The 21,598-nt window shown below is 40.7% G+C and carries 18 protein-coding genes; 7 read left to right on the forward strand and 11 right to left on the reverse strand.

All coding sequences use genetic code 11. The features are described 5' to 3' along the window. Positions 1–23: 23 nt before the first annotated feature. Positions 24–1,589: an ABC-F family ATP-binding cassette domain-containing protein gene (locus AJGP001_RS14295; RefSeq protein ID WP_058384388.1), complete on the forward strand. Its 1,566-nt coding sequence runs from the start codon at positions 24–26 to the stop codon at positions 1,587–1,589. Positions 1,590–1,634: 45 nt separating this feature from the next. On the opposite strand, the gene AJGP001_RS14300 is transcribed toward AJGP001_RS14295, so the two are convergent. The 3 genes from AJGP001_RS14300 to AJGP001_RS14310 all read right to left on the reverse strand — a co-directional run bounded on the left by AJGP001_RS14300 (position 1,635) and on the right by AJGP001_RS14310 (position 5,516). Continuing rightward, positions 1,635–3,089, reverse strand: coding sequence for a phospholipase D-like domain-containing protein (locus AJGP001_RS14300; RefSeq protein WP_078080682.1), 1,455 nt, complete (start codon positions 3,087–3,089; stop codon positions 1,635–1,637). Positions 3,090–3,183: 94 nt separating this feature from the next. Continuing rightward, entirely contained in the window at positions 3,184–3,720 is a 537-nt protein-coding gene (locus AJGP001_RS14305) for an RNA polymerase sigma factor (RefSeq protein WP_058384386.1), read from the reverse strand. A gap of 551 nt (positions 3,721–4,271) precedes the next feature. Next, on the reverse strand, positions 4,272–5,516 hold the full coding sequence (locus tag AJGP001_RS14310) for a CNNM domain-containing protein (RefSeq protein WP_071153154.1): 1,245 nt from the start codon (positions 5,514–5,516) through the stop codon (positions 4,272–4,274). 149 nt (positions 5,517–5,665) lie between these two features. Between AJGP001_RS14310 and AJGP001_RS14315 the strand changes: the two genes are divergently transcribed. The 4 genes from AJGP001_RS14315 to AJGP001_RS14330 all read left to right on the forward strand — a co-directional run bounded on the left by AJGP001_RS14315 (position 5,666) and on the right by AJGP001_RS14330 (position 9,801). Beyond that, positions 5,666–7,042, forward strand: a complete 1,377-nt coding sequence (locus tag AJGP001_RS14315; RefSeq protein ID WP_078080683.1) for a dipeptidase — start codon at positions 5,666–5,668, stop codon at positions 7,040–7,042. 78 nt (positions 7,043–7,120) lie between these two features. Next, positions 7,121–7,681, forward strand: coding sequence for a glycerol-3-phosphate acyltransferase (locus AJGP001_RS14320; protein ID WP_071153153.1), 561 nt, complete (start codon positions 7,121–7,123; stop codon positions 7,679–7,681). A gap of 107 nt (positions 7,682–7,788) precedes the next feature. Further along, a complete protein-coding gene (locus AJGP001_RS14325) occupies positions 7,789–8,652 on the forward strand; it encodes a DegV family protein (protein WP_078080684.1) in 864 nt (287 codons plus the stop codon). A gap of 129 nt (positions 8,653–8,781) precedes the next feature. Further along, the gene (locus AJGP001_RS14330) at positions 8,782–9,801 is read left to right on the forward strand and encodes a DUF2804 domain-containing protein (RefSeq protein ID WP_078080685.1); all 1,020 of its coding nucleotides are present in this window, start codon (positions 8,782–8,784) and stop codon (positions 9,799–9,801) included. Positions 9,802–9,896: 95 nt separating this feature from the next. Here the strand turns inward: AJGP001_RS14330 and AJGP001_RS14335 are convergent, their stop codons facing one another. Both AJGP001_RS14335 and kynA read right to left on the reverse strand, forming a co-directional pair. Then, positions 9,897–10,610 (reverse strand): glycerophosphodiester phosphodiesterase family protein, encoded by a 714-nt coding sequence (locus AJGP001_RS14335; RefSeq protein WP_058384380.1) that lies wholly within the window; start codon positions 10,608–10,610, stop codon positions 9,897–9,899. A 10-nt stretch (positions 10,611–10,620) separates the two neighbouring features. Then, on the reverse strand, positions 10,621–11,475 hold the full coding sequence (kynA, locus tag AJGP001_RS14340) for a tryptophan 2,3-dioxygenase (protein WP_058384379.1): 855 nt from the start codon (positions 11,473–11,475) through the stop codon (positions 10,621–10,623). A gap of 185 nt (positions 11,476–11,660) precedes the next feature. On the opposite strand from kynA, the gene AJGP001_RS14345 reads away from it, so the two are divergent. Continuing rightward, a complete protein-coding gene (locus tag AJGP001_RS14345; protein WP_071153151.1) occupies positions 11,661–11,888 on the forward strand; it encodes a hypothetical protein in 228 nt (75 codons plus the stop codon). A 68-nt stretch (positions 11,889–11,956) separates the two neighbouring features. On the opposite strand, the gene AJGP001_RS14350 is transcribed toward AJGP001_RS14345, so the two are convergent. From AJGP001_RS14350 to AJGP001_RS14375, 6 genes are all read right to left on the reverse strand, one after another. Continuing rightward, complete coding sequence (locus tag AJGP001_RS14350; protein WP_071153150.1) at positions 11,957–12,802, reverse strand: GNAT family N-acetyltransferase; 846 nt, start codon at positions 12,800–12,802, stop codon at positions 11,957–11,959. Between the two features lie 227 nt (positions 12,803–13,029). Continuing rightward, complete coding sequence (locus AJGP001_RS14355) at positions 13,030–14,853, reverse strand: ABC transporter ATP-binding protein (protein ID WP_151897526.1); 1,824 nt, start codon at positions 14,851–14,853, stop codon at positions 13,030–13,032. Next, positions 14,846–16,573, reverse strand: a complete 1,728-nt coding sequence (locus AJGP001_RS14360) for an ABC transporter ATP-binding protein (protein ID WP_071153149.1) — start codon at positions 16,571–16,573, stop codon at positions 14,846–14,848. Before AJGP001_RS14360 ends, AJGP001_RS14355 begins: the two co-directional genes overlap by 8 nt. A gap of 247 nt (positions 16,574–16,820) precedes the next feature. After that, on the reverse strand, positions 16,821–17,753 hold the full coding sequence (locus AJGP001_RS14365) for a DMT family transporter (protein WP_071153148.1): 933 nt from the start codon (positions 17,751–17,753) through the stop codon (positions 16,821–16,823). Between the two features lie 54 nt (positions 17,754–17,807). Next, the gene (locus tag AJGP001_RS14370) at positions 17,808–18,869 is read right to left on the reverse strand and encodes a copper resistance D family protein (protein ID WP_078080687.1); all 1,062 of its coding nucleotides are present in this window, start codon (positions 18,867–18,869) and stop codon (positions 17,808–17,810) included. Beyond that, on the reverse strand, positions 18,866–19,408 hold the full coding sequence (locus tag AJGP001_RS14375; RefSeq protein ID WP_071153147.1) for a copper resistance CopC family protein: 543 nt from the start codon (positions 19,406–19,408) through the stop codon (positions 18,866–18,868). The genes AJGP001_RS14370 and AJGP001_RS14375 overlap by 4 nt, the downstream gene beginning before the upstream one ends. Positions 19,409–19,573: 165 nt before the next feature. On the opposite strand from AJGP001_RS14375, the gene AJGP001_RS14380 reads away from it, so the two are divergent. Next, the gene (locus AJGP001_RS14380) at positions 19,574–21,580 is read left to right on the forward strand and encodes a bifunctional diguanylate cyclase/phosphodiesterase (RefSeq protein ID WP_058384371.1); all 2,007 of its coding nucleotides are present in this window, start codon (positions 19,574–19,576) and stop codon (positions 21,578–21,580) included. The last annotated feature ends 18 nt before the right edge of the window (positions 21,581–21,598 follow it).

The raw sequence follows: 21,598 nt of genomic DNA on the forward strand, positions 1-21,598 counted from the left end.
ATGATAATGGAGGAATTTATTAAATGAGTTTATTAACAGTAGAAAATTTAAGCCATACTTTCGGTGATCGTACTCTTTTTAACGATGTATCATTCCGTTTGGTCGAAGGCGAACATGTGGGATTAGTCGGGGCCAATGGAGTTGGTAAATCGACAATGATGAACATTTTAACGGGCAAAATCATTCATGACGACGGACGCGTTGAATGGCAGCCACGGACACATTATGGTTATTTAGATCAACATACGCAATTGCAACCAGGACGTTCAATCCGTCAAACTCTTCAAGACGCGTTCTTACCTCTTTATAAAAAAGAAGAAGAACTGAACGATGTCGCGATGCAAATGGGCGATGCGGATCCTGAGCGATTAGAAGAATTGCTTGAGCAAATGGCTGAAGCGCAAGATGCTTTAGATGCTGGTGATTTTTACACACTTGATGGCAAAGTGGAAGAAATCGCTCGCGGTTTGGGTCTTGATGCAATTGGACTTGACCGCAATGTTGAAGCTCTTTCCGGCGGACAACGCACAAAGCTATTGCTTGCCAAACTGCTTCTTGAAAAACCAAAAGTTTTGCTTTTGGATGAGCCGACCAACTATCTCGACGAAGAGCATATTCAATGGCTTGTTAACTATTTAAAAAACTACCCACATGCCTTCCTATTGATTTCACATGATACGGAATTTATGAGCAGTGTTACGAGCGTCATTTTCCACTTGGAATTTTCACGTTTAACTCGCTATACAGCAACTTATGAGAAATTTATTGAACTTGCAGAACTAAGCAAGCAACAGCATTTGGATGCTTATGAAAGACAAGAAGACATGATCAAAAAAACTGAGACCTTTATTGCGAAAAACAAAGCTCGTGCTTCTACAACGGGTCGTGCTAAATCTCGCCAGAAACAGCTGGATCGTATGGACCGCATTGATAAGCCTGAAGTTGCAGCAAAACCGCAATTTGCTTTTAAAGAAACACGTAGCCCGAGTCGTTATGTTGTGGAAGCGGAAGCTCTATCGATTGGCTATGACAAAGCACTTCTTCCACCATTAACGTTTATGATCGAACGTGGGGAAAAAATTGCGCTTGTCGGCATGAATGGTGTCGGTAAATCGACGTTACTCAAAACAATGCTCGGCAAAATCAAACCGCTTGATGGTGATGTTCTGCGCGGAGAATATTTGACGCCAAGTTATTTCGAACAGGAAGTCAAAGCACCAACTCATACGCCGCTGGACGAAATCTGGTCAGCTTACCCAAGTATGGACCAGGGCCAAGTACGTGGCGCACTTGCTCGTACAGGTTTGAAAAACGAGCATATCTCACGTCCAATGACGCAGTTGAGCGGTGGCGAACAAGCTAAAGTTCGACTGTGCAAGTTGATGATGGAAGAAAGCAATTGGCTCATTTTCGATGAGCCTACGAATCACTTGGACATCGATGCAAAAGCTGAATTGAAACGTGCGATGCAAGCATATAAAGGCACAATTGTTTTGGTCAGCCACGAGCCTGAATTTTACGAAGGACTGGCAACAAAAGTCTGGGATGTTGAAGAATGGATTTCTGCGGGTAAACCGGAAGAAGTTTAAGAACCGAAAAAATGCCTCTTCTGGGTTTCCAGAAGAGGCATTTTTTTAATAAGTCGTTAACTTAAACAGTTTTTGGAAGCCATAAATTCCACGTTGCCAAAAGCTGAAATCATCTTGATATTCTTCGACATCGAGTGTATAAAGCGCATCCTCGTTACTCCATAGCCGATCGAAATACTGAGTCATTTCTGTAGTCAGTTCACTTTCATTCGGTGCTTCGATGCGTAATGTACTTTCAAGGTTGTAGTCATTGAATGCTCGTTCCGTATAATTCGTTGAGCCGCCCATGACGACTGTTTCATCTTGCCTTTGAATCATAATAGATTTTGTATGAAACTGGCCGACGACTGCATTATACCAACGCACTTGCAAATGGTCGTCTGATTCGGCAAGCATTTCATTCACTACAGGTCGGTTCGGCAATCCTGTTTTTTCGGTACCAAAAGCATTTTCGTTGGCATCTAGTATCAGGTGCACGTCGACTCCGCGATTAGCCGCATCCGTTAACGCATTGACCACACTCGTCTCTGAGATATAGAACATCGCCAGTTGAATCGAGTCTCCTTTTTTTGTTCGTTCAATATCCGGAAGCAACGCATCTAACACTTTTCGCTCTGTCAGGTATTGAACTTCGTATTGACCTTGTTGTTCAGTTGCTTTGATTCTCGGAAAGTCCGGTCCGCCTGAAAACTGGGACACGGCTTCTTCAGCTGCTAGTATATCATTGATGATCGGACCACTGACTTTGAAAGCCATATTGCTATGTAACCCACTGGCATTGTGAGGGTTTGCTGAGCTGATGATTGCTTCTTTTTCGGTAATGACCGCTTTTCTGTGATTGGCTTTAATATTCATCATTTCCAGATAAGAAGATGCCGTTAAATCAGGTGCATCACTCGACATGCCGTTTGGTATCCATCCCTTTCCACTGTTATCGAACCATTGAAAAATGATACGGTAAAATCCGGAATAAAGTGGTGTGGAATCGCGTAGCTTGTCCAGATCCGTCACAATGACTTCAACGCCTTCAGTTTCTAATGTATCTAGAAATTGGCTGTCATAAGATCCATAACCGTAATTTAATGGATCGGTGATAAAATAGATTGGCAGATTCGGATTTTTTTCTTTTTTATCTAATAAGTGATCTGTTAAAGTTTCTGCTACTGCTGGAAAATCTGTTTTTTGGTCATTGTAATTATCGAAAAGGAAAAGGTCTATGACGATGAATTCTTCTGCTTGATCAATCATTGCGTAAATTTCATTGAATATCTGCAGTTCACTTTCTGTTTCCGTACCTTCTTTGTCTTGTGCATACGACAAGTCATAGATCATTTCAACTTGGTCTACTTTGTGAAGATCACCTGCAGTTGAAACTCCTTCAGGTAAAGGCTTAAATGTCTGCCAAGCGATAACTGCGATATAAAGGAACGCCAGAACACCGAGACTTCTCATAATAATTCTTTTTCTTTTGCTCCCATTTTTAAACTTTCTCTTTTTCATAGACTTTCCCCCTTAAGTCCATTATAACCAGCAAAAGATTAAAATTCTTATAATTTTTTCCATAAAAAAAGCAACCGAAAATTCGGTTGCTTTTTTAAATGGCTACGACGTACTCGCGTGTCCGAGCATCATCCATCAACATATCTTTTAAGCGTTGTTTGCCGCGGAACAAACGAGATTTCACCGTACCGATTGACACTTTCATGACATCGGCAATTTCAATCAACGAGTATTGGTGAACATAAAAATACAAAATTGTCGTACGGTAAATCGAATCTAGCTCTGAAATTTTATGTCGAATCATAACGGAAACATCTTGTTTTTCCAACAATTCAGCTACACCTTCTGAATCCGAAGCGATTAGATCAAGCAAAGAAACGTCCAAGCCTTCTGGCTGTTGTATCAAGTGCTTGCTGCGTCTTACATTTTTGCGGTAACGATCACGGAACGTATTCATACAGATGGTTGTCAGCCATGCTTTAACATGGTCCACCTCAGCAATAGAGGATTCGTAGCGTACAACTTTTAGCCAAACTTCTTGCATTAAATCTTCCGCTTCTGCTTTATTGCGTGTTAGTTTTAAGCATAAATGGTAGATGTATCGATTGTATTCTGTATATAACGTTTCCATGATCGTGCCCCCGTCCGTTCTGATTGTCCAGCGAAGCCATCAACGCTTCCGCTTTGTCTTATATCCTTATATTGACGGAAATTTTGCTTTCACTCTATCGCTTGTACTTTCATTCTCCTTACAAATGTGTAATATTGGGAACCTGCAATTTGAAATTGTATAAATTGAACTAATAACTGACAGCTGGAAAGTTTCGGTTGTGGGCACTTCTCAAGTTAGATAAGTTAAATGAAAGAAACCGAATTTCTACACCGCTTTAGGCATGACTTCCGTGGGTAAGTGAACTGCCGAACTCACTTGTGCGTCCAGCCAAAGTGAGTTCGGCGCAAGCCCTTGGCAACTGATACCGTGACGTCCTTTCGCGCCAGATGCATATCCCACATCCTGTAGGCCCGAAAACACAGCTGTTTTGCGGAATATCGACAAGTAGAAATTATTAGTTCAACCTATTTCTAAATTTCTACTCTGCCCGCTTCCATACAATAGTATGACTATAGATGATTTCTCTAGTCATCTATCAAAAAAAACCTCTGTCCGGAGACAGAGGTTTTTTAGACTGAGACTTCTTCTTTATCTGTTTTTGTAATGGTTAAGCGAACAATCCGGTTACGATCCATTTCGTTGATTTCAACGTAAAGATTTTCATAGGTAAACTGTTCGCCTTCTTCTGGCACATGACCCAGTTGCTGCATGACAAATCCTGCAATGGTGTCATGATCATTTGGCACTTCAACGTTGAACATGTCGTTGACGTCTTCAATTTCAAGACGCCCATGACAAGACAACATCTTGTCGGTCATTTCAAAAACTAATTCATCATCATCTTCATCTGTTTCATCTTCGATATCCTGACCAATCATTTCTTCGATAATGTCTTCGTGTGTAACGATGCCTAGTGTGCCACCGTACTCGTCTAAAATAACAGCCATATGCTTTTTCTTCGACATCATCATCTTAAAGACTTTTTCCACACTAACCGATTGGACAACGAACAGTGGATTATCGTCCATCAATTCTTCTAAGGTCAAATTCGGATTCATCGACCATTCAATCAATTTTTTCGAATAAAACAAGCCAACGACATTATCCATGCTTTCTTCGTAAACAGGATAACGCGTATAAGACGAATCTAAGATTAGATCGCGAACTTCTTCATAGGTTGAGTCAATGGAAATTCCTACCGTATCTGTTCGGTGAGTAGACATAACATCTGATACGTCTTTATGAGGGAAATCCAAAACTCCTTTGATACGTTCAGATTCATCTTCTTCAAAAGTGCCTTCTGTCGATGCAATATCAACCATCGTTCGCAATTCCTCTTTCGTCATAGTCGCTTCTTTTACTGTACCTTTTGAAATGATACGAATAAAAATATTCGTAAATTGCGCCAGCAACCAAGTTAACGGCAGCAATGCAACGACCATAAAACTGATAACTGGGAAAACAATATAAGCCACTTTATCAGCAAATGTAGCTGAAATGGTTTTAGGTAACACTTCTCCAAAAATAATTAAAATGACCGTCAAAATGGCAGTGGCAACTCCGACTTCCCATCCTCTAGTAATAGCGATTGTCGTTACCAGTGTTGGCAACATAATATTGGCAATATTATTACCGATTAAGATTGTTGTAATCATTCGGTCCGGCTTCGCAATCAATTTCTGCAGTTTCTGCGCCTTGGCGTCACCCTGCTCCGCGCGAAGATGGACCTTCATCCTATTTACCGCAGTTAATGCCGTTTCGCTTCCCGATAAGAAAAACGACATGAATAAAAAGATACCTAATGCTATAAACAATTTTATTTCCTCCAGTGTCATGAACACAAAATTTTACGAACTCTTTCCGTAGTAAACACTATACCATAGCCAATTTCCACTTGTCGAAAACCAAAACCTGGTATGTTATACTTTTTTTATACGTAAATTTAACGAATCGAGGGATCCTGATGAACATTCAAGCTGTAGACCAATACTTTAAAGACAACCGGGAAACACATTTAGACGAATTAAAAACGTTTTTACGCATTCCTTCAGTAAGTTCTTTATCTGAACACAAAGCCGATATGCACAAAGCTGCAGAATGGCTGGTCACTGCGATGGAACATGTAGGTTTGGAAAATGTTAAAATCGACCAAACTGATGGACATCCTGTTGTTTATGCAGACTGGCTTCATGCAGAAGGCAAACCCACTGTACTCGTATACGGCCATTACGATGTGCAGCCAGTAGACCCTCTACACCTTTGGGAATCAGCTCCTTTTGAGCCACAAGTGCGCGATAACAAATTGTTTGCTCGCGGTGCAAGTGACGACAAAGGACAAGTTTTTATGCACGTCAAAGCCGTGGAAGCTTTACTCAAGTTAAACGATGAATTGCCAGTGAACATTAAATTCATTATCGAAGGTGAAGAAGAAATCGGCAGTCCGAATCTTCCGAAATACGTCGAAGAAAACCAAGAATTATTAAAGGCGGATATCATCGTCATTTCCGATACAGGCATGCAAGGACCTGGGCGTCCTGCTGTATGCTATGGTTTGCGCGGACTTGCTGGTATTCAAATTGATGTTAAAGGACCAAAAGGCGATTTGCATTCTGGTCTTTACGGCGGTGCAGTCCAAAACCCATTGCATGCTATTGTGGAAATCTTGCAATCGTTCCGCGACAAAGAAGGCTTAATTCAAGTAGAAGGTTTTTATGACGACGTTATCGAAGTATCAGACAAAGAGCGCGAAGAATTTGCCGCACTTGAATTTGATCTTGAACACGAAAAACAGGAAATCGGTATTTCGGAGGACTTTGGTGAGGTAGGTTATTCTTTTGTTGAGCGCACCTGGATTCGCCCGACACTTGAAGTAAACGGCATTACTGGGGGCTTCTCAGGTGAAGGCATCAAAACTGTGCTTCCTGCTGAAGCTAGCACAAAAATTACCTGTCGCTTAGTGCCTAATCAAGACCCAGACGACATCGTAGCGAAACTAAAAGCACATGTTGACTCCCATAAACCTGCCGGCGTAACTGTTGAAATTACGGAGTTTGATAAAGGAAAACCTTTCTTGACACCGTTCGATCACCCTGCCATTCAAGCAGCCGGACGTTCTTACGAGAAAGTTTACGGTGTGCCAACTGCCTTTACACGGATGGGCGGATCGATTCCAATTGTTGCTGCATTCGATGAAATTCTTGGCTTGCCTGTTGTCTTAATGGGCTTCGGATTGGCATCTGAAAATTTTCATGCACCCAATGAACATTTCCATTTGGAGAACTTTGATAAAGGACTTCGCGTCATTAGCGACTACCTTTTCGAAGCAGCCAAGCTAAATTAATCTATTCCATAAAGGCCTTCCTGATATGCTGGGAAGGCCTTTCTACTTCGAGCTAATTTTGGAATTGGGGGACTTTCTATGATTGTTTACTGGCTAGTATCCTATTTAATCGGTAATTTCCTAACTGCTTGGTGGATTGGTAAATGGAAAGGCGTTGATTTACGTCAGCAACGCAGCGGTAATCTCGGCGCGCGAAATGCCGGCGCTATTCTCGGAAAATCCGCGTTTGTTTTGACTTTTCTCGGCGACGCTGGAAAAGGCGCGTTGGTTGTCTGGATTGGTTTCTTTTTCAATTTTTCTATTTGGGCAATAGCTGTCGCCGGTTTGGCTGTTATTCTCGGTCACTTGTTTCCTTTTTGGCTCAAGTACCGAGGTGGCAAAGGAATTGCTGCTTTTGTCGGTGTAACTTTTTGTTTAACACCGGATTTATTTTTAGTTATGTTTATTTTATTTTTGGCGTTTTATCCTTGGTTCAAAAGCGCAACCTTATCCATGCTTGCAAGTTTTACCGGGTTTATAGCAATGGCGTTACTCTTGCAAGTATGGTTTGTCATCTGGCCGCTATTTATAGCGATTATCGTTATTGTAATTAAACATAAATCAGATATCGAAAAATCATTCAATAGCCGATTCCGCTGATTTTCTCATTCGTTATGAGCAGTTTTTCAACTCGTACTATCGCTGAAATATTATCCATGGTATAGTTTTTGTATTCAAATTATTCTAAAAAAGATAGGGGTTTTTTTATGAAAAAGCCGATAGCGTGGATTATGGATACGACTGGCTTTGTAACTGAAGAATTTAAAGCACATCCGGACGTTTATATCGTTCCACTGAATATTCATTTTGGCACAGAAGAGTTTGTTGACGATGGCATTGATTTGACGAACGATGAACTTTATAAACGTATTAAAGAAGCGACCAGTTTCCCAAAAACTTCTCAGCCATCTGCTGGAAAATTCGCGGAGTTGTATGACAAATTAAAAAATGACTATGAATGCGCTATTGCTGTCCATGCTTCGACAAAACTCAGTGGAACCATTGCCTCTTCTACTGCTGGTGCGGAAATGAGTGACTTTAAAATCTATGCCATCGATTCGCTAGCGTTATCCTATGGCTTGTCTGGCTTGATTGAACGTGGACTTACGCTTGAAAAACAAGGGCTCGAAGCTATGGAAATTGCGCAGCGATTGGAAAAGGAAACAGCGGATTTCCGTAACTATATTTTAATCGGTAATCTGTCCCAACTTTATAAAGGTGGACGAATGAGTGGCGCTCAATATTATTTGGGAAGTTTGTTGCAGATTAAACCGATTGTTCAGCTGACCCCTGATGGTGAATTAAAACCGATTGATAAAGTTCGCTCACATAAAAAAGCCATTCAGTATTTAATTAATCATGCGAAAAAAGATCATGATGAGTATGGTGTTCAGCGCTTCCAAATCATGCATGGTCACGTCATGAAAGAAGCTGAAAGTCTAAAACAAGAGCTCCTTAAAGAAATTCCGGCTGCTGATATTTTAATTGGTGACTTGAGTTCATCCCTGGCAGTTCATGCTGGAGAAGGGACAGTTGCTTTGCAATGGCGAAAACCAGTTTTGTCGCATTAGTACAGGACTAATGACCTGATAGTCATTTAATCTTTTCAGACTTTCCAACTGAATCCATCCGTCCTAAAAGGATATTTAGTATCTGTTCTGCTACAATAAGAGTAGAAGAATGATGGTGAGGTGGATTTAATGCAACATGTAGAACGAGAGCTTACTGAATTTGTAAAACTTTGTGATGCAAGAGGCAAATTAAATCCAAAAGCGATTGGATATGCAAAGCAACCTTTGGTAGAAAGTAATTTACGTGGTAATTTTATGCGTAAAAAAAAATGGAATTCATGGTGCATATTCGGTGATGAAATTTTGTTTTCAGCAACTATTTCTCATCTCGATTACGCGACTGTTTGTGTTGTTTATTTCCTTAATTATGAAACACAACGATTTTATGAAAAAACAGTCATCATGCCATTCACGCGCCATGTGAAATTACCCGAAAACGCATTGGATCCTTGCTATTTCCGTAGCGATTCTATGACGATTGAATCTATACATAGCCAGAACGCAACGCATCTCACTGTCAACGCGAAAGAATTTGACGGAGAAGATTTAGAAGCGATTTTGGTTATTAGGCACCCTAAAGATTATGACTCGTTGAATGTCGTTGTCCCTTGGAATCGTCATACTTTCCAGTTCACCGGTAAGCATATGTCTTTACCCGTAACTGGCATGGTTAAAATTGGCAGTCAGAATTTTAAGTTTGATCCTCTAGACAGCTTTGCCGTATTGGACTTCGGACGAGGTGTTTGGCCGCGAGAATCTCTTCGGAATTGGGCGATGACTTCCCAACGATCGCTCGGAAAAGTGATCGGCTTGAATTTAGGCGGCAAGTGGACAGATGGCACGGGAATGACAGAAAATGCTTTTTTCGTTAACGGTAAGATGACGAAAATCCATGAAGATGTCTTGTTTCACTATGACCGCCAAGACTACAAAAGACCTTGGTTGATTCATAGTAGATTTTCTGATGATGTCAGATTGACCTTTTCTCCGTTTTTTGAACGTGTGTCCGCAAATGATGCGCGGCTCGTTAAGTCGGAAATTCATCAACTTTTTGGCTATTACAATGGCTATGTACGCTATGCTGATGGCAAAAAACTAAAAATTACGCAACTTCTCGGCTCTATCGAGGAGAATTATGCTAAATGGTAATTCAAAAAAGCCGAATTGGAAAAATCCAATTCGGCTTTTTTGCCGTTCACTTTTGTGATAAATACCATTTTATTCAGCTTGCTAGTTTTAGTTGTTCACCCAAAATGGGCGAGCATTTTTTCTGGATAATCCGTAAAGATGCCATGAACTCCAATTCTTTGTAATTCCTCTGCATAGCTAATGTCATTGACTGTATAAACATAAACAATCGCGCCTTTTCTCAATGCGTCGGTAGTCATTCTTCTAAAAGCTGATGGCAAGGAAACATTGATCCGCTTTGTCCCAATGACGCGCGCGTAATCATAGACGTCTACCATTACTTCAAATGTTAGGATAGCACTTTCCACTTGTTTTCCTTGCACAACTGTTTGAATGTCTTCGTGATTAAAAGAAGAAATCAATACACGATTCGTAAATCCTCGCTTAGCAGCCAAATCAATTACTCCATCGACTAAGCCGTCATATGGAAAGACATCCGATTTTAACTCGATATTCAGTCGGTGGTTGGTCTCTTGAAAAATGTCGAACACTTCGTCCAACGTAAGAATTTTTTCATCGCTCCACTCTTCAGAATACCAAGAGCCACAATCAAGCTCTTTTAATTCTTTTAACGTTAAGTCTTTTACGTAGCCTTTGCCGTTGGTCGTGCGGTTAACTTTTTCATCGTGGATGACGACAATTTGACCATCTTTGGTCAAATGAACATCAATTTCTACGCCTGTGATTGGCAATTCAGCCGCTGCACGAAAAGCTACTGCTGTATTTTCTGGATAACTACCCGAGCACCCTCTATGTGCATAAATTTTCACAAAAACCCTCCTAGATATCTGTTCGTATTTCCCACAGTTCAGGGAAAAAGTATTGATCTAATACTTTTTTCAAGTAATTAACTCCAGATGAACCTCCAGTTCCTTGCTTGAATCCAATAATCCGTTCTACTGTCTTCATGTGGCGGAAACGCCATTGCTGTAGCCAATCTTCAATATCGACTAATTTCTCCGCTAATTGATACAATTCCCAGTAAGTATCCACGTCACGATAAACCGTTTTCCAAGCTTCACGGACGCTATCATTAGATTCATAAACCATACTGACATCGCGTTGCAATACTTCTTCATCGATCACAAATCCACTTCTTGCCAGTTTCTGAATCGCCGCATCGTAAAGACCGGGAGCATTAAACGCTTTTTCAAGCTGTGCGTGAAGCGGTGCGTCTTTTTCATAAATTTTCAATACGTGTTTCGTTTTATAACCCAGAGCAAATTCAATCATACGGTATTGATAAGATTGAAATCCACTGGCGTTACCAAGATCATCACGAAACTCCATATATTCAGCAGGGGTCAATGTAGACAAGACGTCCCATCCTTGGATAATCTGCGCTTGAATCCGCGATACCCTTGCCAATTGCTTGAATGCTGGCTGCAAATCGTCTTTCGTAATGTTATCGATAGCTGATTGCAACTCATGCAAAATTAGCTTCATCCATAGTTCTGATACTTGGTGAATGATAATAAACAAAGTTTCATCATGATGTCCGCTAACGCCATCTTGTGCTGTTAACAACTTATCTAAATGCAAGTAGTCCCCATAGGTCATACTTTCTTTAAAATCTGTACGAATATTCTTTTCGGTTGCAGCTGCGATATTTTGTCCGTTTTCGTAATTGTTCATTTAAATCACTCCGTTTGTTCTCAGCTTAGGCTCTGCTAGTCTCAGTTGTAAGGTCTTCTGTAAACAATTGAGTAACCCCTAAAAATCCGGGAATATACACAGTATAAGCTAAATGTAAGGGTGAAGTCAGATGATTTTTAATAACAAGAATACATTGCCTCTACTGCTATCTTCTGTTTGGCTGCTTGCTGTGTGGAGATGATAAACAGGTAACTGACCCTGTAACCAATGACAATCAAGAACAATCTCTCCATTCGGACAGTGGTTTGGACCAAAATCATATTGGAGGTAACACATTCGGCTTTACTGAGTTTGATGTCAACGTCGACTATCCAGGGATGGACGATGAAATTAAAGTCGAAGTTACGTATCCGGACGGCATAAAAAAAGAATACAAACAAATCAGCAACTGATTTGTTGAGTAGACTGTCAGTTGCAACGTACTCCAGAAAATCGTTCGCTGATGCGGATGATTTTTTGATTACACAGTTTCGTGTTTCCAGTAAGAAATGGTCTGTATTCTTTGAAATCCGGATTTTTCGTAAACATATAGTGCGTCATTATCCGTTTCGACGTCTAGCAGCACTTCCGTAAGTCCCCGCTGAAACGCCAACTGCCGACACCACGTTAAAAACTGTTGACCATACCCACGGCCTTGCTGATCCGGATGAACGGCAAATGCAGTTACCCATAAGGCGTTCTCTTCGATCACAAGCGTTGCAGTCGCGATTAACTGCTGGTCTTTTTGCAGCAGCCAAATCTCTCTTTCTGGATCTACCATATTGTGCTCCATAATTGGTGTCATTGTATCGTCAAATGACGCGGTCAACAACTCCATTAATTCTTTCGCTGCACCTGCATAAGGAACAAACTCGACGCCTTCAGTTTCTTTATCATCTCGTAATGGCTTAGCAGAAAGCACTATTTCATTAAAGTCTGGGTAATAGTTGATACTTTCCATAAACGCAGAAATTTCCATATCTCCGGCGAAAGCCGCTAGCTTACTTTCCGCTTGGCGCTGTTCCAGGGCATGAGAAACACCATCTGCTAGAGCGGTTCCAAGTGAATGTCTTCGGTAATCCGGATGAACAAATAGTGACCATTCATAATGATGCAACCCGACCATATCTGCTGCTGCGGCAAAGCCAATCAACTCTTCTTGATCTGTGTAGGCAATCACGGCAAACCCTCTTGAATCAGCAGCTCTCCACAAGTTGGGATGAAGAACCGTTTGATGCTCAGTCGGCAAGTCGCTCAACAACTGCTCCATATCCCTGGCTGTTTGTTCGTCTACTGGAAATGAAAGGATTGATAACGACAATTCCATCTTACGACCTCCTAAAAATTTAAATTCCACTAAAGCGGTTTGCAGAAAAAATTTTACTATCTCCCTGTATTTTATCCTATCATACAGTAGCAAAATCCGGTATTCGCCTCAAAAGGACAAATAAAGACGGTTAAACCAAAAGGCCTGTTCCGTATTAACTGGAACAGACCTTTTTCTCCAATTAGACTATCTGTACTAGAGCGAATCTGACTTGGAGAAACTCATTTTTATGACTTCGCATCTGCCAGCATAGTGGCATAAATACCGTTTTTATTTAACAACTGCTGTTGTGTTCCCGATTCAACCAGTTTTCCCATCTCCATAACCAGCACCAAATCAGCTTTTCGAACGGTATTCAATCTGTGCGCAATGACGAAGCTCGTTCGGCCCGACATAAGATGCTCAAGTGCTTCTTGTATTTTCAGCTCAGTAACGGTATCAATACTGCTCGTCGCCTCATCGAGCAATAGAATAACCGGATCAGCAATCAACGCTCGTGCAATTGACAGCAATTGTTTCTGTCCTTGACTAATCATCGACCCGTCTCCAGTTAAAATGGTATCGTAGCCATCCGGCAGGTTCGCGATAAAGTCGTGTGCATTGGCACCTTTTGCGGCGGCTATTACTTCTTCGTCGGTCGCGTCCAATTTTCCATAGCGGATATTGTCGCTGACCGTCGCCTCAAACAAGAAAGGATCCTGCAACACAAAAGCGATTTGTTTACGTAAGGTTTCGCGAGGCATAAAAGAAATCGGCGTGCCATCTAGACGGATTTCACCTTTATTGGCATCATAAAAGCGTGCTAACAATTGCATGACGGTCGTTTTCCCTGCTCCCGTTGCACCAACGAGCGCTACTGTTTGACCAATGCCAACGGTAAAACTGACATCGCGAATAGTCCACGCTTCTTCTGAACCTTCGTATTTAAAAGAAACTTGGTCAAAGACGACTTGCCCTTCTAATTTTTTCTCCACATTCAAAACTTGATCGTCTTTTTCTTCTACCTCATCCATAATCGAGAAAACACGCTCAGCCCCTGCTATTGCTGACAACACCGTATTAAACTGGTTGGCCAGATCGTTTAACGGCCGCGTAAATTGCCGTGAATACTCGGTGAAAATAACGATGACACCTATTGAGATGGATCCATTAAAAGCAAGAATTCCTCCTACACCAGCTACTACCGCAAAGCTTCCGTTATTAAGAAAGTTCATCACTTTTGGAATAAATCCAGCATAAGTCCAAGCCCAAAATCCAGCGTGTCGAAGCCGTTCACTTTTTTCTCTGAAATCCTCCATAACACGCGGTTCTTGTGAAAACGCCTTTATGATTTTTTGTCCAGAAATCGTTTCCTCAATCATGCCATTTAATTCACCAATTGCTTTTTGTTGCTCTTTATAAAGACGGCTAGTTCGTTTCGTAATCCATTGAATGGAAATGTACATGAGCGGAATAATAATCAACGTGAATAACGTCAACAAAGGACTAAGTGTCAGCATGACGATCGCTGTACCTGTTAAAGTTAAAATACTTGAAAACACTTGGATAAATGAAGTATTTAATGTTGAAGAAACATTTTCAATATCATTAGTCATCCGACTCATCAATTCACCGTGTTGTCGCTTGTCAAAAAAAGTTACAGGCAGCCGTTGAAGATGTGAAAAGAGCCTTGTTCGTAATCGGTAAATAACTTGTTGGGCAATTCCCACCATCCAAAAATTTTGCAAATACAAAGATGCGGAATGGCCCATATACACAACAATTAACCATAGCACCACAATGCCCATACCTGCAAAAGTTTGCGGGACAATATACTGATCAATGATAAAGCCGATTAAATAAGGACCTAGTAACGCTAGAGATGAGCTGACAAAAACGAGCGCCAACACTACAATGAGTAAGGTTCGTTGTTCGTCCACTAACTTCCAAATTCGCAGCAGTGTCGATTTCCAATTTTCAGCACGTTCATTTTTCTTTTCTTTGTTTTTACTCAAGTCTTCTTTTGTCAGAATCGGTTCATGACCGAAAGGACGACGAATAGCATCAAACATATTCATCCACCTCCTCCTCTTGTTGGGACATCGTAATTTGACGATACAACTCCGAACTCCTCATGAGCTGTTCATGGGTTCCATAACCTGACACGATGCCATCCTCTAGTAGTAAAATCCAATCTGCTCTCATTGCCGTCCGAATTTTTTGAGTGACTATGAGCATCGTTGCATTTTCACGGTCCAGTTCTGCCCATAATGCAGCTTCGGTTTTTACATCCAGTGCACTCGTGCTGTCGTCTAAAATCAAAATAGAAGGCTTGCGTACCAAAGCACGCGCTATAGACAAACGCTGCTTTTGACCACCAGACAAATTGACCCCTTTTTGGCCAACCCGTGTAAAATATCCTTTGGGGAAACGCTCGACGGTTTCATGAATCTGAGCTTTAATCGCTGCATCAGCCAGTTCATCCTGTGCCACTTCATCTTTCCCCCACGAGAGATTGTTAGAAATTGTTCCTGTAAATAACAGTGATTGCTGTGGCACAATGCCAATCGTTTTGCGCAGTGCGCGCAGCGACCACTCTGTGACATCCCGGCCATGCACCGACACAGTTCCTTCAGTCGCGTCATAAAAACGCGGAAGCAGTTGCAGTAAAGAAGATTTCCCAGATCCTGTCGCCCCCATAATTGCCAGTTTTTCATTGGCTCTTAAATGGAAAGAAACGTCTTTTAGAACTGGTTGCGCAGTTTCAGGATAAGCGAACGATACATGCTCAAATCGGACTTCTCCGCGACGAATAGCTTTGACCTCGCCAATTTCATCTTGTTCATGAACATCTTCTGCTAGCAACACTTCTTCAATTCGCTCAGAAGAAGCTTTTGCTCGTGCAAAAATCATAATGATAAAAGAAAACATCGAGAACGCACCCGTCATTCGCATGGCATAGTTGACGATAGCTACCAATTCACCAATTTGCGCTCCACCACTACGAATCTCAAAAGCACCAAACCATAGAACCGCCAATAAAGAAAGGTTCATGCCAAATAATAAAATCGGCAAAATAATTTCCATAACCCTGAATGCTTTTACCGTATCAACTTTTAACGCTCCCGCCACTTCAGAAAAACGGTTAGATTCATATTTCCCTCGTAGATATGCTTTGATCAACCGCACTGCTTGCAGGTTTTCTTGAACAATACGGTTAACACGGTCTAAGCGTTTTTGAACAAAGCCAAAATAGCTAACGCCTTTTTTAACCATGACGTACAGAAAAATTAGTAGAATAGGAAAAACAATGACTAAATAAAGAGCTAGTTTTGGATTAACGACAAATGCCATAATCATACTGCCCACTACTAGCAAAGGGGCTCGTAGCATAATCCGTAATCCCATGTAGAGAACTTGCTGAACCATCGTTATGTCACTGGTCAACCGTGTGATTAAACCAGAAGCTGGAAATTTATTGAACATGGCCAATGAAAAAGATTGAATGCGCCCATAGAGAGCCTGTCGGAGATCAAACGAAAAGCTGTGTGATGCATGCGCGGCAAAATACGAGTTAACAATACCCGAAATAAAAGCGATGACGGATAAAGCCATCAGTACAATTCCTAATTGAATGATGACACCTTGATCTTTCGCAACAATTCCTTCATCAATGATACGAGCGATGACAAGTGGCTGTATCAATTCAACTATTAATTCCAGAATCATTAAAATCAACGCAATAACAATGTAAAATTTATATGGTTTAGCGTATGAGAAAACGGTTTTCATGTGAATGCCTCCTAAACGTTTCGAAACTCGAACCTTTATACTCAATAGTATGCCATAATTTTCTGATATCGAATAGGAATTTCTATTTTAAACCAGAAAAACGATGCCTATAAAAAGGCATCGTTCTCTTCAAATCAATACAGACTAGAAAACCAGACAGGAATTATCCTATTAATAAGTTAAAATACAACTATTTTGCGTAATATCAGCGAGTGGAAATGATACGTTCAACCTATATAGTGGAGAATTACTCTATAGTTTGTGGCAAATCAACCTGCTTTTTTTCCTTTTTTGGATTTCCAGCAAGCGATAGCCAAGCGACAAATACTAGCATTGCCAGTGCACCAAATAACTGAATCTTCGTCAATACTTGGCCAAACCAGAACATTGAAATAACCATTGCCGTCAATGGTTCAAGTGACGAAAGAATACTCGTTTCAACTGCAGTAATATAGCGCATGCTGCTGAGGAATAGCACAAAAGCAGCTGTCCCGATAACAATAATAGCAAGTATGGACACAGCAACTGCTGGCTCAGCTAAAATTGGCCATTCATCTGATAAAAAGATTGGATTTACTAACCCTAAGAAAATCCCAGCAAACAGCATTGACCAACCGACAACAACTAATACTCCCCATTCCTGCATAAGACGCGCAGGATAAAGTGTATAAAAAGTAAACGCTAGACCTACTAAGATCCCCCAAAAAACAGCTTCTCCGCTAATAATCAGTTGGTCAGGCTTGCCATTAGTTAACAGTAAAAACAACCCAGCTAACGTGCCTAGCATCCCGATAATTTGATAAACAGGTGGCATTTTTTTATGAGTAATGGAAACAAAAACAATAATGTAAACGGGAGCAAGAAACTGCATTAACGTTGCAACTACTGCGTTACTTGCTTCAATGGCCGCAACAAAACTATATTGAACACCGAGCATTCCAAGAATAGAAAAAATCAGCAAAGGTCGAATCCAGTATTTATTGCGAAAAACGGCTGTGATATGAACTCCTTTTAACTTTAGAAATAATAGCAATAATAAGCCCGCAACCGACAGCCGTATCGTAATAAGAAACGGCACCGTGATAGCATAATTATTCATTATCCACTCCATCAAAGGGCCTGTTGCTCCCCACATCATCGCACCAATCAATATCATTGAAATTCCTTTTAAACGATCCATCTCCGCATCCCTCCACATAGAAAAACCAATCCCGAAAGATTGGCCCGTAATTACTCAAAACGACAGATTCAACATCAATCCTGTATAAAAGCAACTGATAAATCCTACACTAAAAAACAGCGACAACCAAGTATTTAATTGTCGGTAAAAGCCGACAACCATTAATGCTAGTAATAACAAACTGAGACCCATTAGTAGAGAGCCGTTCAAAGTCACATCGAGCTCGGCAGCAATGGGAATATAAAACGGACCTGTGAGCTTGTCGATAAACCAGCCGCTTCCTTCAATCCGCAATGTATCATTAACATCATGAGGCGGCGCTTGTTTGCTCATAAAAGCTGTAAACACAAAGACTACCAGTAACAGTAAGCTCTCGACCTTTAGCCAGGTTGGCTGAAAATCTTTTTTCTTGTTAAGAAAACCATTTATGAGAGCGGCTAGCAAAACGGGTACGATGCTTACATGCTTGAGTAACAGCAACTGACCATACGGCAGGGCCCAAGAATTTGTGTAATCCGCAGGTGCTACGAAAAAAAACATAATGATAATTCCGCTGGCAATTACTCCTGCTACACAAAATAAGGCAAGTGGCGTGAACCACATAAGAAACTTGCGCCAGTTCGCTCCATCTTTTGCAAACCACGCTACGTGAAGCAAAACTCCTGTCCAAATCGACATTAAAAGAATATGACTTGAATGAAGAGCAAACCCAACCCATAGATCAATCGTTGAAATGTGGCTGTAAAACCCGACAGTTAATATAAGTAGAAGTAAATAAAAGGCTTGAATATAACGGCTGCCATTTAAATAAATTACTATTGCCAAAATGATACTAAACAATAAGGTAATTAACCATCCTTGTCCTATTCGAAACTCAGTAATAGCATTTTGATAAGCTTCTACTAGCCCCTGACTACTCTGCAAAAATACAGTCAATTCAAACACAGGGACAAATGACAGCAAAGCTATTCCTGCAATACTGATTAGCAACAAAACTTTAGAGGTAGACAGCGATGGTTTTCGGTCTTCTGGTATGAATTGCAACACAACAAAACCTGCAAGATAGGAAAAAGCAATATACAACAAGACATCAGCAAATCCAGTAAAAAAAGTCATTTTTTCTTCAACAGCAATTTATAAATGCCGTAAACCACTAAAATTGCAGCAAGAACCAGTAAGATTGTTACGAGTAGATTGCTGTCACTTTCAGTTTGAGTTTCCGCTACTGTTTCTGAAGCTGCTATAGTTTTTGCTTCTGGCTCTTCTGTCTTTTCAGATACCACTGCAGGCGTCACTTCTTCTTCAATTTCGATAGAGACCCCAAAAGTAATCTCTCCTTCAATCGGATGACCGTCTTCTCCAATGATATTCCAAAGAATACGATAAGATCCGTTAGGCAAGGCCTCATTAAGGGTCCCAACTAACGAATTATCTCCAACGACGATACGGTCAAATTCAAAAGAACCACTTTCTCCCTCGATGGACATGGTGCTGCCTTCTTCGATTTTTGTGCCGAAAACTAACTGTACTTCTTTTAAAGCTTCCATAATGTTCTCGCCTTCAGCAGGTGTCGAAGACAATAAAGTTGTGTGTGCTTGAACTGAAACAGGAACAAGTAAGAGTAGGAATACAAATACAAAAAACTTCTTATACATTTTTTTACCTCAATTTTCATATGATTTATGCCTATTCTCTCACGATTTTCGCGGAAAGGACAGCAAAAATTCTACAAATCTCACTAGAGAATATTTGGAAAAGGATGACGATAGACCTTTTCTTCTCTATAATGAAAGTAAACTACGGTTAAGGAGCGTCAACGAATGAATGAACTGCAAAAAAAACTAACTGACACCCTTGTCTTCAACCATATTCCCTTCCCTATCATCATTAATGACAAAAACGGCTTGATTACGTGGTGTAACCAGCATGCAGAGCGCGTTTTCCAAATACAATCTGAAGCGGTTACAGGAAAAATCTCTCCTTATATGAATCCTGAGAAGGCAGCTCTAAGCAAGCATTCGTGGGATAAGTTATTACATGCCGAGGAACCGGTGAGATTTGAAGATATTGAAATCGAATTAGGCGAAGGAATTAAGGCATATACGACTGTCGTAGCTAAATCCTACACATTCGAAGACCAACAGTTTGTGATGACAATCTATGAAATGGATGAAGCAGATAAAGATGACTCTTCCTCGAAAGAATTAAATCATTTGAGAAATGGTTTAGATGATTCTTTCATGATGCTGTATTTCGATCAAGAATTTTTAATTACCTATGCAAATCCATTATTTTTAAAGCTAAGTAAATGGACACCTAAACGCATTTTAAGCAAGCCTGTATGGCATATGTTTGGAGAGAGCGAAACAGATGTCCGTTTTGTCGACTCAGTTATTACCACTTTACGAGAAGGTAAAATTTGGAACGGCGAAGCAAAAAAAGTAAAAAAAGATGGCGAACTTTACTGGGTAGATCTAACAGCTATTCCTATGCAACTTTCTAATGAAGATACTTATTATATTTTTCTAGAAAAAGACATTACAGCCACTAAACAAGCTCAACAGCATCTTGAGGAAATTGCTTTTATCGATCCGGTCACAGGCTTGGAAAATCGTCATCGTCTTGAGCAGATAGTCAATGAATACATAGAAGAAGGACGCCATTTCTCCTTTATTTTTCTTGATATTGACCGTTTTTATACCTTACGTGATGTGTCGGACACAGCTACTGAAAATGAGTTACTTATTGAATTCACTAAACGTCTACGCATGTATTTTTCCGATTCTATTATTACACGCGCTGGTTTACATGAATTTGCTTTAGTAACGCCATTAAGCAATTGGTTTATTGAAGGATTTCTCCATTATTTGCAACAGCACCCCATCTACTTAGGTGGAACAGCCATGCCACTAACAGTCAGTGGAGCCATTACAAAATATCCGGAAGATCAGCAAAATTTTATGCATCTAATCAAAGCTTCTTATGCGACCATCAAGAAAGTGAAAGATCGTGGAGGCAGCGCAATTTCTGCATTGACATCCGACGATCATGAGCGCTTGAGCCGAAAAGCACATATTGAAAAACGATTAATATACGCATTAGATCGTAAAGATTTGCAGCTTTTGTATCAGCCACAAGTCAATTTGGAAAACGGCAAAGTCGAAAGAGTAGAGGCATTGGTACGTTGGACCGATTCAGAAATCGGCGTGATTACTCCCGATGAGCTAATACCGATTGCCGAAGAAAATGGGTTAATCAATGAAATTGGAAGTTTCGTCGTTGAAACGGTATGCCGACAATTAAAAGACTGGAAATCAAAAGGCATCGATTTGCAAATTAGCATTAACTCCTCAATTCACGAATTCAGAGACAAAGATATGGCGAAGATGCTGCTTGAGCAATTAAAGATTAATGATTGTCAAGCAAGTTCGTTGATGATTGAAATCACTGAAAAATTTGCGCTAGAAGCAGAAGCAGAACGGTCAATCATGACACAGATGAAGAGCCTCCATCAAGAAGGCATAAGTTTTGCATTAGATGACTTTGGAACTGGCTATGCTTCGTTCCGCTATATGCTCATGTTGCCAATATCTTCAATAAAGATAGACCAAATGATTATTCAGTCCATCACCAAACAAGAAAAAATCCAAAAATTAATCAACGGTATGATTCAGTTCGGCAAATCACTTGATTTCCAAGTAACTGCTGAAGGCGTTGAAACCAACGAACAATTCGAACTCCTGCGCGCGATGGGCTGCGACAGCCTACAAGGTTACATCATCGGGCACCCGATGAACGCTACCGAACTAGAAAAATGGCTGGGGTGAAAAGAAAAGCGCACGCGC

It is taken from the genome of Planococcus faecalis (genome assembly GCF_002009235.1).
Classification (GTDB): Bacteria; Bacillota; Bacilli; order Bacillales_A; family Planococcaceae; genus Planococcus; species Planococcus kocurii.

What these genes read in the sequence shown, in the direction of transcription:
- AJGP001_RS14295 (WP_058384388.1), top strand. Translation starts at nt 24, where the DNA reads ATGAGTTTATTAACAGTAGAAAATTTAAGCCATACTTTCGGTGATCGT.
- AJGP001_RS14300 (WP_078080682.1), bottom strand. Translation starts at nt 3,089, where the DNA reads ATGAAAAAGAGAAAGTTTAAAAATGGGAGCAAAAGAAAAAGAATTATT.
- AJGP001_RS14305 (WP_058384386.1), bottom strand. Translation starts at nt 3,720, where the DNA reads ATGGAAACGTTATATACAGAATACAATCGATACATCTACCATTTATGC.
- AJGP001_RS14315 (WP_078080683.1), top strand. Translation starts at nt 5,666, where the DNA reads ATGAACATTCAAGCTGTAGACCAATACTTTAAAGACAACCGGGAAACA.
- AJGP001_RS14320 (WP_071153153.1), top strand. Translation starts at nt 7,121, where the DNA reads ATGATTGTTTACTGGCTAGTATCCTATTTAATCGGTAATTTCCTAACT.
- AJGP001_RS14325 (WP_078080684.1), top strand. Translation starts at nt 7,789, where the DNA reads ATGAAAAAGCCGATAGCGTGGATTATGGATACGACTGGCTTTGTAACT.
- AJGP001_RS14330 (WP_078080685.1), top strand. Translation starts at nt 8,782, where the DNA reads ATGCAACATGTAGAACGAGAGCTTACTGAATTTGTAAAACTTTGTGAT.
- kynA (WP_058384379.1), bottom strand. Translation starts at nt 11,475, where the DNA reads ATGAACAATTACGAAAACGGACAAAATATCGCAGCTGCAACCGAAAAG.
- AJGP001_RS14350 (WP_071153150.1), bottom strand. Translation starts at nt 12,802, where the DNA reads ATGGAATTGTCGTTATCAATCCTTTCATTTCCAGTAGACGAACAAACA.
- AJGP001_RS14355 (WP_151897526.1), bottom strand. Translation starts at nt 14,853, where the DNA reads ATGTTTGATGCTATTCGTCGTCCTTTCGGTCATGAACCGATTCTGACA.
- AJGP001_RS14360 (WP_071153149.1), bottom strand. Translation starts at nt 16,573, where the DNA reads ATGAAAACCGTTTTCTCATACGCTAAACCATATAAATTTTACATTGTT.
- AJGP001_RS14365 (WP_071153148.1), bottom strand. Translation starts at nt 17,753, where the DNA reads ATGGATCGTTTAAAAGGAATTTCAATGATATTGATTGGTGCGATGATG.
- AJGP001_RS14370 (WP_078080687.1), bottom strand. Translation starts at nt 18,869, where the DNA reads ATGACTTTTTTTACTGGATTTGCTGATGTCTTGTTGTATATTGCTTTT.
- AJGP001_RS14375 (WP_071153147.1), bottom strand. Translation starts at nt 19,408, where the DNA reads ATGTATAAGAAGTTTTTTGTATTTGTATTCCTACTCTTACTTGTTCCT.
- AJGP001_RS14380 (WP_058384371.1), top strand. Translation starts at nt 19,574, where the DNA reads ATGAATGAACTGCAAAAAAAACTAACTGACACCCTTGTCTTCAACCAT.